The sequence below is a fragment of the Micromonospora sp. WMMD736 genome (assembly GCF_049179015.1).
Lineage (GTDB): Bacteria > Actinomycetota > Actinomycetes > Mycobacteriales > Micromonosporaceae > Micromonospora.
This window is the reverse complement of sequence record NZ_JBMHMI010000032.1, coordinates 1-2,603: the sequence shown is the minus strand read 5'-3', so window position 1 is coordinate 2,603 and position 2,603 is coordinate 1. Positions and strand designations below refer to the sequence as shown.

The window sequence follows — 2,603 nt, the reverse complement described above, 5'->3', positions numbered from 1 at the left end:
GTGCAGTTCGTCAAGGGAAGCACCTACGACACTTTGGCTCCGTTCCTGTCCGATCGACCGACGGCACCGATCAGGCTTTTTCATATGGATTTGGATACCTATGAGAGTTGCCTTCATGCCCTGGAAACCTGCAAGGATCACTTCGTCGAGGGTTCGATTCTTGTCTTTGATGAATATCTGGTGACGAATGCCGAAATGCAGGCGTTCTACGAATTTCAGAACCGGTACAAGCTCGAATGGCGTTACCGGGCTTGGGGACTTGAAATGATGGAGATGAACCTCGAGATGGTCACCTCGCGCTGGAAGCGCCTGATGCACTACCTGGTTGCCATCGCGGTGTATTGGTCCATCGGAGGCGGTGCCTACGCTTGGGCGTTCTTCGACAAGCGGTTCTGGCGATTCTGGCTGGGCGCACCGATCGGCGACATCGCGTTCATGCTCGGTGCCGCTGGACAGCGAAAGTCAGTGAGCCTGGAGATAACCGGTCTAGGTGAGCTGGACCGATCCAGGCAGAGCGCACAGCAGAACGGATGATCTGGTCAAGTGCCGAAGATCGAGACGCCGACGTTCGTCGTCTTGGCCAACACGAAGACGTGGGCGACCTCGCCGGCGACCGGCCATGGAGTCAGCCGATGGTGTTCGGATCGTTTTAGCAAAGCCGAGGACATCCGTTCGGTCAACAACTATGGTGTGGCTCTAACCCCGATCCACCGACCGAGAATTGCCCGTTGGACTGGGATTGTTCGTTGTAGTTGAACGAGTCTGTTCAGAGTGGCACCCCGGTGCGAACGGAACCGAATCGGATTTTGGCAGGCGGAACTCCCCGTTGTCAGAAGCACCTTGAGAGTGGAGAGGATCGTTGCGTGGGCATTAACGACGGACTGGTGCGGGTCGTCGATGCGCTGCCAGGGATGAATCGGATCAGGGCCGTCCACCGAGCCCTCGCGAGCCGGTCGAATCCGGTCTACCTGGAAATTGGTGTGTCAAAAGGCCAGGCGTTCCAGCGCATTAGTGCTGACGTCAAGATCGCCGTCGATCCGGCGTTCAGGCTGGCGCCGCGTACCCGTGAGCAAGCCGACGCAACCGGACGCGAGGTGCACTACTTCGAGACGACCAGCGACGCCTTCTTCGATAACGAGGCGGAGTTCCTGGCGAAACATCCCATCGACGTCGCCCTCATCGATGGGTTGCACACCTACGAGCAGGTGGTGCGCGATGTCGAGAAGACCCTGCGCTACCTGCGGGACGACGGCGTGATCTTCTTGCACGACTGCAACCCACCCTTCGAATTGGCCGGCCGCCGTGCCGAGTCGTGGGAGGCGTTCATGGCTTCGCAAAAAGGACCGCTGCAGATCGGGATCTGGAACGGCGATGTCTGGAAGGCGATCGTCCACCTACGTAGCACCCGTCCCGACTTGCTGGTCGGTGTATTCAAGTGCGATCAGGGCGTCGGGTTCGTTCGCAAGGGAACCCCGGAGTCGACACTGCCGTACACGGTGGAGCAGGTGGAGGCGCTCACATACGCAGACCTCAAGGCTGACCGCAAGCGCCTGCTGAACCTGAAGTCGCCTCGCTATCTCGGCGAGTTCCTCAAAGAGAGCGCTGGATCTCCCCGTAACTGAAGGCATTCGGCGAAGCGCATCGGGAAAGGGTCAAGTACCTGCGATGAAGTTTGTGCTGGCGACCTGGGGCAGTCGTGGCGACATCGAACCCAGCCTTGCTGTCGGCCGTGAACTGGTTGGACGAGGGCATGACGTAACCATGGCCGTACCGCCAGATCTGGTCGGCTTTACCGAAGCGGCCGGGCCGAAGGCGGTCGCCTTCGGCCCGAACTCGCGGGCCATTCTGGATGCGCACCGCGAGTTCTGGACCTGTTTCTTCCGCAACCCCTGGAAACTCCGGCAACTGATCGACTCGCGGGTCGAGATAGCCGGACCGCTGCTGCGGGGTTGGCAGGAGATGAGCACGACGCTTATGTCGCTGTCCGACGGCGCCGACCTGATTTTTACCGGCATCAATTTCGAGGATGCCGCCGCGAATGTCGCGGAGCACTACGACATTCCGTTGGCCACCTTGCACTACTTCCCGCTGCGACCCAACGCTCAGATCCTCACGTTCCTGCCCGCACGAATGCGTCGCGCTGCGGTGGCGGCGTTCTGGTGGGTGTCTTGGCGGGGGACGAAGAAGGTCGAGGATACGCAGCGGCGAGAGTTGGGCCTGCCGAGATCGACGGGCTCCGCGCCGCGACGGATCACCGAACGCGGATCGCTGGAGATTCAGGCCTACGATGAGGCCTGCTTCCCCGGGTTGGCAGCCGAATGGGCGGAATACCGTTGGCAGCGGCCCTTTGTCGGGACGTTGACGCTGGAACTGGCCACCGATTCGGATCAGGAGATCGCGTCGTGGATCGCGGAGGGAACGCCGCCGATCTTCTTCGGGTTCGGCAGCATCCCGGTCGAATCTCCGGCCGACACGATCGCGATGATCAGCGCGGCCTGCGCGCGGTTGGGTGAGCGGGCATTGATCGGCGCGGCCGGAACCGATTTCAGCAACGTTTCGCACCCGGAACATGTCAAAGTCGTCGGCACCATGAACTATGCGAC

Annotated in this window: 3 protein-coding genes; all 3 read left to right on the top strand. The window is 60.8% G+C overall.

Annotated elements, in window-relative coordinates; genetic code table 11:
- Positions 1-534: TylF/MycF/NovP-related O-methyltransferase (locus ACN269_RS33050; protein WP_421477012.1), on the top strand; the 534-nt coding region annotated here is incomplete at its 5' end.
- A 329-nt stretch (positions 535-863) separates the two neighbouring features.
- Entirely contained in the window at positions 864-1,622 is a 759-nt protein-coding gene (locus ACN269_RS33045; RefSeq protein WP_421477010.1) for a class I SAM-dependent methyltransferase, read from the top strand.
- A gap of 43 nt (positions 1,623-1,665) precedes the next feature.
- On the top strand, positions 1,666-2,603 hold a 938-nt coding region (locus ACN269_RS33040; RefSeq protein WP_421477008.1), incomplete at its 3' end, for a glycosyltransferase.